The 9,137-nt window shown below is 54.1% G+C and carries 3 protein-coding genes; all 3 read right to left on the bottom strand.

From position 1 onward, the window contains the following. Positions 1 to 102: 102 nt before the first annotated feature. The 3 genes from AAF564_10485 to AAF564_10475 all read right to left on the bottom strand — a co-directional run bounded on the left by AAF564_10485 (position 103) and on the right by AAF564_10475 (position 9,107). On the bottom strand, positions 103 to 642 hold the full coding sequence (locus AAF564_10485) for a hypothetical protein (GenBank protein MEM8485967.1): 540 nt from the start codon (positions 640 to 642) through the stop codon (positions 103 to 105). 82 nt (positions 643 to 724) lie between these two features. Next, positions 725 to 7,078, bottom strand: coding sequence for an Ig-like domain-containing protein (locus AAF564_10480; GenBank protein ID MEM8485966.1), 6,354 nt, complete (start codon positions 7,076 to 7,078; stop codon positions 725 to 727). Positions 7,079 to 7,085: 7 nt separating this feature from the next. After that, complete coding sequence (locus AAF564_10475) at positions 7,086 to 9,107, bottom strand: hypothetical protein (protein ID MEM8485965.1); 2,022 nt, start codon at positions 9,105 to 9,107, stop codon at positions 7,086 to 7,088. Positions 9,108 to 9,137: the final 30 nt, after the last annotated feature.

The following is a 9,137-nucleotide window of genomic DNA, read 5'->3' as shown; positions in this document are numbered from 1 at the left end:
TGTAGAGTGTCATAAAAGACCTGTTTCGATTGCATTCCTGTAAGCTAACATTAGCTGGTAATTAAACTACATGCCAACCTGAAATGCTAATCGTAAAGCTTACTATACGTCTTGAATACCCGAATCTGAGCCGGTAGCGCTATACATTTTATTCACTGCTGGTTGGATCAGCCATACGCCCAAAGGGAAAATCCACAGCAGTACGGCGATGCCTGCATAGTCCATGAAGGTGATCGATGAATCGCTTTGTGTCCTTACGTAGCTCTTGGCTACGATAACAAGCAGATACACGATGCAGGAAAATGAAGCAATGTTTAGCAGACGCATCAATCCTGTAACAGAATCCGTTGCTGAAATCATGAGTGTTGAGACTACGCCCCAGCCTCCGACAAACAAAAAAAGCTTCATTAATTGTGGTAAAGGAGGTGTGTTTTCTGGTGGAAGCATCTTATGGGAAGTCTTTAGGATTACCCAAAGCCACATCAAAAATGCCACGAAGAACAACGCACTCATGCCGGCTGCAACAACAGGATGCCCTGAGCCGACCCAGGTATATCTTGGTAATAGAAATAATCCTGTTAAAAGCACAAATATGTGCCAGTGTTGGGCTTTCGCGAGTAACGATTCGATTTCTTGTAGCATTCGCTCTCAACAGAGATTATCACCTAAAAGAGCCCCTTCAGTGCCCGTAGGATCGGACATCAATTCCTTGCGCATGGAGCATCTATTTTACCAAAATCAGCCGCCGGCTAAGGCTCGTCTCATTCGTCTTTAACCGGTACACATACACGCCGCCCGGCAGCCCCTGTGCGTCAAACACCACGTGGTGTTTGCCGGCTTGCAACATGCCGTCTACCAGTACGGCAACGCGTTGGCCGATCAGGTTAAACACTTCCAGGCTCACGCGGCCGGGTTCGGGGAGGCCGTAGGTAATGGTGGTCTGCGGGTTGAAGGGGTTTGGGTAGTTTTGGTCGAGCGACAGTTCTTCAGGCGCGGCGTTTTCATCCATGTAGATTTCTACCCGGCCTTCAGCCATACCGCCGTTGTCGTCGGTGATGATGTAGGTGAAGGTGTCTGTACCCGGGAAGTACTTCCCCGGATGGTACGTGAGCGTGTTATCTTTTTTCAGCACCACGCGGCCATAATCTCCGTCTTCAGCCGACATCACGCGGAGGCTGTCGCCGTCCAGGTCGTGGTCGTTTGCCAATACATCAATCACCAGCGGCTGGATCTGGATGAGGCCAACGCGGTCCATCGCGGCTGTTGGGGTTTTGTTGAGCGTGGGGGAGAGCAGGAACGCTTGCCGCTCGCCGTTGAACAGACCGATACCCGTAATCTGCGCAGCGTTGTTGATTGCGCGCGCTTCGAGCAACACCCAGCCAGAAGCGGCGTCGATGAAATCGTTAAGGTCGAGCACGGTATCGCCCTGCCATAAGAAGGCGCGGAGGTTGTTGTTGACCTGTTGCGTTTCGTGCAGGGTATTGCTGCCTTTGGTTTTGGCTGCTTCGTCATTGCTACGCAGCGCATCAGCTTTGCGAATTGGTGCAGCGCCTGTTTTACCAGTGCCGGCCGGCAAGTACGCACCCACCACCCAGGTTGAGTTGTTGATGCCGTATGCCTCGCTAAAGGTGCTGCCGTCAATTTGGAGCGACACTGCAGAACCGTCATCATCCCAGAAAACTGCTCTGATAGCGCCGTCGTCGACGCTGCCCACGGTCTCGCCGCTGGCGTTGATTGCGTAGGCGCGGCCGGCCGTACCCAGCAGGCGGGTTTCAATTTCGGTGTCGCGCCAGATGGCTGCCGTAGCGCCGGCATAGCCTGCAACTACGCCGGCTTCATTGATGTCGAATGCCTGGCTTTCCTCTTCTGCACCGGCTTCCAGTTCGGCAATTTCCATCCCGTCCCACTGTACGGCCCGGAATAGATCGGAACCCGGCTTGCTCGAGATACCCACAATTTGCGCGGCATTGTTGATGCTGTACGCCTTGCTGATCCGGCCATCGAGGGAGCCCAGGTTGTTCACGCCGGAGGTATCCCACAATGTGGCCTGGAAAACCGGACCCGTATTCAGGCCGGTGTCAAACGTGGAGGCACCTACAATTTGACCAAAATCGTTTGCGTCGAGGGCTTCGCTTACAGCCAGGGGTAAGTCCTGCGTTGAAGAGAAGGCCTGGATGCCACCGCCTGTACCCAGTGAGGCGCCTACGACTTCACCGGCGTTGCTGATGTTATAGGCAGCACTGACTGACGCCGTGGCAAACCCAAGATCATCCACCACAAACCGGCCAGAGAAAACGGTCACGGTTACGAGGCCTTCTGCAGCAGCAGAGCTGTCGTCGCGGATCGAGTAGTTGAAATTCGCAATCCCCGTAAAGTCGGTTGCCGGGCGATAGAACAGGTTGCCGTTGGGCAGCGCCTGTACGGTGCCGGCATTCGGATTGGTAATCCTGAAAATGGTCAGGTTGTCATTGTCAAAGTCTACGTCATTCGAAATCACATCGATTTCCACGGCGCGGTTCTGGATTGTTGCCGTGATATCGTCCACTGCAATGGGCGCATCGTTTACCGACAGAATCGTGATTTTCTGCGTTGCTACAATTGGGTCGCCTCCTTCTTCAACTGCTGTAGCCGTGATGTTGATATTGGCCTCGCCGTTGGCATTGGCCGCGTACGTTACCGTGAGGATGCCGGCCAATGTGTCTATAGCCGTTTCTGCAAACAGGGCAGGGTTGGATACATTGGATATGATATACTCGTACCCATCTGCCAGAGAAAGGGCTGAGCGCACATTGATCACCGAAGGATCTGCGTCTTCCAGTACTTCAAGGGCGGCCAGCGAGAGGGTACCAGACGGTTGGATCGATATCGTTACTGTAGTTTCGTTTGAGTCGTCAAAGCCGTCGTTGGCTACATAGGTAAACGCGTCATTGGTTGAGGGTGTGTTGTTGTGGCGATAGGAAAACGAACCGTCGCCATTAAGCGTGAAGGATGATGCATTCGCCGGTCCTGTGATGAGCCGCACTGTAAGGTTGTCGTTTTCCGGGTCGCTGTCGTTTGCCAGAACGCCGTTGGCCGCGCCCACAGAAAGCAATTGCCCCTGGTCTACAATGTAGTTATCCGCTACGCCGGAGGGTGCGGTGTTGAGCCGGCGGATGCTTATGGTGAAGGTTTCTGCGATGCTCTGCGATACACCCCCATTGTCGGTACCCCCGTTGTCGCCCAGGATAACAGACAATTCTGCATCGCCAAATACGTTGTCGCCGATCGCAGGTGTGAATGTAAGCACCCCATCTTCGCTGATGGCCGGCAGTTCTGCAAAGAGGCCTTCTGTGCCGTTGGTAATGGTTACGGCAAAAAACAGCTCCTGTCCACTTTCGTTGGCGGGGCCGGCGCTGATGTTTTCGGCCCACTGCGCTTCGTATGCTGGCGAATTCTGGCCGATGGTTACGTTGGGACCTGCATCAAAAGCCGGCGCATCATTCACGGGGTTGATCGTGATTTTCACGTCTTCCTGCGCAAACAATCCCTCGGTGTCCGTTGCCCGGATGCCTACTGTGGTTTCGCCAAATGCATTGGCTGCGTAGTTGATGGTGAGGATCTTGGGTGTGCCCTCAATCGAAAGGTCTTCAAACAGGCCGTTGTTGAAATTCCCTTCCAAAGAATAGGTCAGTTCGTTGTCCGCATCTTCTACATCATCAAAAATATCAAACAGGTTGAACGTGACGGTCTCGGCGTCTTCGTTAACGGTGATGTCTTCGATGGTCACAGAAGTTGGCTTGTCGTTGTCACCCTGGATCGTAATCAGGAAGTCGTAGCTGGCGCTGTTGTTGCCGCCGGCGTTGTCAGACAGGGTCAGTGTAACGCTGGATTGCCCGTCAGTCTGTGCGGCAGGGGTAAACGTAAGCGTACCATTGATGCCGTTAATCGAAAGCGCCGGCTGGACGCTGAAGAGGCCAGGATTGGATACGAAGAAGCTCGGCGTAACCACTTGCGTGGATTCATCTGGCGGGCCTGCTACGAGGTTCGTTGCCCAGTTGGTAATAGACTGTGGGCCTGGATCTTCATCCAGCGTAATGTCCGGACCTGGCGTCATAGACGGCGCGTCGTTTACCGGTGTCAGGGTTACATTGAATGAAGCCTGATCCGTCAAGCCGCCCGGATCTGTTGCCTGAACTGTAATGCTCGATGCCCCGTTGGCATCGGGGGCATAAGTGATTTCCAGTTGTCCGGTTTCCGTATTGACGGTCAGGTCTGCAAAAAGCGCCGGGTTGCTGATGTTCTCAACGGTGTACGTCAGGGCGTCATCTGCATCATCTGGGTCATCAAATGCGGCGTAGAGGTTTACAAGCCGGAGCGCGCCATCTTCTATATCCACAATGTCGCTGATGTTGTTCGCCACCGGCGGGTCGTTACTTTCTTTGATGTTCAGGTAGATGGTAGCAATGTTGGAGTTTGTTGTGCCATCAAACGCGACATAGGTGAGTGAATCCGATACATTCTCCGAGCCGTCGTGTACGTAGAACAGTGTACCGTTTGGCAGGAGGGAGTAACTGCTGCTATGTTTGGGTTCGAGGATGACCGAAGCCGTTAACACGTCTCCGTCGTCGTCGAGGTCGTTGTCGAGTACACCGGGTGGTGTGCCGCCGGGTGATGCTGTTAGGGATGCGCCTTCAAGGACGGTGTAGGCATCATCAACGGCCACCGGTGCGTCATTTTCGCCTTCTATGTTGATTTGAAATGTGATTTCCGGGCTTGTATCAATGCCACCGTTTGCGGTGCCGCCGTTATCCTGCAGGCTGATGGTCACACTTGTTGCGCCCGACGTGTTGGGTTTGGGCGTAAAGTCGAGCACACCCGTTGGACCAACTACAGGCACTACATCAAACAGCGTTGGGTCATCTACAACAAGGTTAAACGTACCGCTCTGGATAGACTCGTTGGCCGGCCCAACTGAGATATTGGTTGCCCATGGCGCGCTGTATGCCGGCGAATCTTCCGGTACAGACACATTGCCACCGGAGGTAAACGAAGGTGCGTCGTTGACCGAGAGCACTTCGACCTGAAAAGCCGCATCTACAAACAGGCCGCCGCTATCCGTGGCGCGTACCGTTAGCGTAGCAACGCCACTCGCGTCTTGCGCCAGCGGCAGATTTAGAATACCATCGGATGAACCAATGGCCGGGATGGTACCAAAAAGGGCTGGGTTGGTATTGCCAACGACGCTGTAAGTTAGCTGTGTATCTGCGTCCTCTTCATCTGCAAACGAGGGGAAGAGGCCAATTGTTGTGTTTACAGCGTCTTCTACAACCTGCAAATTGGCAATGCCTGATGTTGTAGGCTGGTCGTTTTCACCGCTGATGGTGATGGTAAAGGTTTGTGACGGACTTTCGTTATCGCCGCCGTTGGCTGTACCGCCGTTATCCATCAGGGAGACGGTAACCGTTGCCACGCCGCTGACCCCAGGAGCAGGGTGGTAGGTCAGTGTACCCGTGCTGGAAATGCTTGGGGCAGATTGGAAAAGCGCAGCATTATTGTTGGATACGTCAAAGGTCAGTGTTTGCGTGGCCTCATTGAGTGGGCCGGCGGAAATATTGGTTGCCCAGCCGATGTCAGTCTGGAAGGCTGCGTCTTCTGAAACTACGCGGTCAGCGCCTTTGGTAAAGGAGGGCTCGTCGTTTACAGCGGTTACGTTCACCGTAAATGATTCATCAACAAACAACCCCTGTGTATCTGTTACGCGGATAGTGATGTTGGCTGAGCCGTTTGCATCCGGCGCAAAATCCAGCGTGTACGTGCCGGCTGCCTGGTTAACAGTTGTACTCGTGAAAAGGGCCGCGTTCGAGTTGCTCAGTTCCTGGTACGTTAGCGCTGCGTCTGCATCTTCTTCATCATCAAATGCAGAAAAGAGGTTGATTACCCGGTTGTTCGCGTCTTCCAGTTCGTTCTGGTCGCTGATGCCCGACGTTGTCGGCGGATCGTTCTGCCCGTCGATAGTAATGGTAAAGGTTTGTGACGGACTCTCGTCGTCTCCACCATTGGCTGTACCGCCGTTGTCCGACAAGGAAACAGTGACCGTGGACGTTCCAGAAGCGTTGGTTGCCGTCGTGAAAGAAAGCGTGCCCGCTGCTGTAATGACGGGCTGGACGGCAAACAGGTTGGTATTGGTAGGAGAGAGGTTGAAGGTCAGAATCTGGCCTTCTTCATTTGGTCCTGCGCTGATGTTTGTGGCCCAGTTGGTCTGACTAAACGCGCCTGAGTCTTCCCCTACATTGATGTTGGCGCCTTTGGTAAATGACGGCGCGTCATTGACGTCATTTACGGTGATGGTAAACGTCTGGGTTGGGCTGGTATTTACCCCGCCATTTGCCGTACCGCCATCATCACTCAGCTGCAAGGTGATGGTGGCCGAGCCAGAAACATTGGCTGCGGGCGTGTAAGTTAGGGTGCCTGTACTGGATACGCTCGGCTGCACGGAAAACAGGGCAGCGTTGGTATTGTTGGTGACTGCAAAGGTGACAACCTGGCCGGCTTCGTCAGCGGGGCCTGGGCTGATGGCCGTTGCGAGATTGGTTACCGTCTGCGCGCCGGCGTCTTCGTTGATTGTTGGCGGCGTACCCAGACTGAAAGAAGGTGCATCGTTTACAGCCGTAACCGTTACGTTAAACGGCACATCGGTTGACTCTAGGCCCGTGTCAGTAGCGCGAACTGTGATGAGCCCAGTTCCCGACACATCACCCGTAATCGTTACGGTCAGCAAGCCACTTGCGTCATCAATCGAGGTGCTCAGCAGGGTAGGGTTCGTGTTGCCTTCTATCGAGAAGACGAGGTCTTCATCCGCATCAACGTCGTCATCAAATACATCGAACAGGTTGATCACCTGTGCGGCTGCATCTTCTAGTACGGTGATATCATCGATGCCGTTGGAAACGGGCGGATCGATGCGGGCTTCAGCGAGGGCATTGCGCTCGATAGCGCTGCCTGCTTTAGCATCTACCGGGTGTGCTGCCACTAAAAAGGCAACACACAGCATCGTCAAACTGACGCGGTATCGGGTTAATATGTTGGCTAGTAAAGTCATCCCTGGATTATTGGCTTGCAGTAGGGCGGATACAGACAGGCTGGCTTGGGCGGCTTCTGTTGCCAGAGGTGTCTATGGCCAGGACGCGATAACAACGATTGGTAGACGATGCTTCGTCTTGCCAGCTGTTGTCTGTGAGGAGATGGGAGGTAATGGCCGCATAAGTGCCCGTAAGGCGTGATGCGCGCAGCACTTCGTAGCCGGCCATGTCAAAAGCTGATACAGGCTCCCAGGCAATGGAAACAGTGCCATCGTCTGCTGAGAGCTTTACATTGCGCACACTCCGTGGGGCGGCATAGTCGCGCATTTGAATTTCAAAAGGATCAGATTGCAAACTTTCATTGCCTGCTGAATCTGCTGCGGTTACCCAGTAGGCATACGTGGTGCCACGCTCAACCTGCTGGTCTTCCAGCCGGCGCGTATGCGCAGGTACAGGTGTTGCAATGAGCTTGCTTGAACCGGCTTCCCTGCGGTAAACGACATACGACATGACATCCCGGGCAGGGGAGGGATTCCAGAACACCGCAATGCGTGCGTTATTTTCTACCACAGCCTGAACGCCATTGGGTGCTACCGGCGCGGTTTCGTCCGGTATGCGCAATGTAGTGGTAACAGGCGCGCTGAAATTACCCGAAGCGTCAGCGCTGTGAACCGTGTATTTATACGTGGCCCCTTCATAGAATCCGCGTCCGGCTTCTCCTCTATCCACCAGTGAAGTTGTGGTGAGTGTAGCCGGATTTATACGCATCGGCAAAGCGGGTGCGTGTTGTCCCAGGCGTTGCCGCAATACAATAAACGTTTCAAAATCTGTTGCGGACCGCGGTGCACGCCAGTCTAGCGATACGGTGCCGTCTTCATTTGCCTCAGCGCGCAATGTGCCAATCGCAGGTGGCGGAGTCTGGTCTGCGACGAGTGCCATGGCTGCCGTGCTGCGGGCACCTTCGTTGCCACTCGCGTCGATTGCTGTCACGCGATAGAAATACACATCGCCGCCTGTAGATACGGAAAGGGTATCGTTGAACAGGGTTGTGTTGGCCCCAAGCGGTGCGGCATTCAGCTTTGTATAAGCCGCTTCGTCGTGTAATGCTGTGGAGCGGTACACGTTGAAGCCGGCAATGTCATTGCCAGCCGCGTTCGTATTTCCGCTGCGCCAGGATACCTGCACCCGCTGGCCTGATAACGGCCGTGCGTCCGCTTCGAGTACCTCATTTGGTGGATCCAGGTCAATGGCATCGTACCGCAAGATCACACTCTGGTCGCTTTCCTGGCCGGTAATGTCTACCGAGCGGACATATAGCTGCTCTGTCTGTCCAACAGTTGGTACCTCGAACGTAAGCGCGTATTCAAACAACGCGTTGTTGCGTAGTACAACCTTTTTGTTTAGTTGCTGGTGCTGGTTTGTCATGGGGTCTACCCGGTAAACATCAAACCGAATAACCTTGTCGTCAGCGTTCTCGTTCGGGGGAATGTAGCGCCAGTACAGGGTGATCAGATTGCCCTGGTTTTCAGCCCGAAGCTGTGTTGGGGCATCGGGCTTCTGAGGAAGCAGGAGTGCGGTTTGTTCGAGCACATCGCCCGTTGGGGCGTCGAGTGCATCTACAAACTCAATTTTATAGGTAGCCGGCGCATCCAGCGTTGCTGTCTGATCTTCATAGATGCGGCCTAGTGAGGCGGCTATCTCAGGGTAGATGAAGGTTAGCAGGTTCGCCGTCTTGAAGTCGCTTCGCAGTTTGGTCAGCGTACCGTTGTCTGTCGACTGTCCTGTTGTTTGTTCGATGTCGTCGTACAGCGTCCCCAGGAATGCGCGGAGTTCTGTGCCTGACGCCACGCCCCGGATGGGGTAAGTGTTTAACTGCTCGTATTCCTCGTTGGCGCCATCTTTTCTGTAGATGTTGAAGCCGTGCCCAATGGGAATCATCGCTGTATGGTAAACAAAGACGATTGGATTGTCTTCCTGGACGGCAATCCTGATTTCCGGTTGTACCGGTTGCGCCACTGCTTGCTGCAGGCTTGTGCCGGCCAAAAACATACAGCTAACCACTACGGCAAACAGTAGCCG

It is taken from the genome of Bacteroidota bacterium (genome assembly GCA_039111535.1).
In the GTDB taxonomy this organism is placed as follows: Bacteria; Bacteroidota; Rhodothermia; order Rhodothermales; family JAHQVL01; genus JBCCIM01.
Note: the sequence above shows the minus strand (reverse complement) of the source record. Positions and strands in the feature narration are given on the sequence as shown.

Coding starts and splice junctions, on each gene's coding strand:
- AAF564_10485 (MEM8485967.1), bottom strand. CDS start 642: ATGCTACAAGAAATCGAATCGTTACTCGCGAAAGCCCAACACTGGCAC.
- AAF564_10480 (MEM8485966.1), bottom strand. CDS start 7,078: ATGACTTTACTAGCCAACATATTAACCCGATACCGCGTCAGTTTGACG.
- AAF564_10475 (MEM8485965.1), bottom strand. CDS start 9,107: ATGTTTTTGGCCGGCACAAGCCTGCAGCAAGCAGTGGCGCAACCGGTA.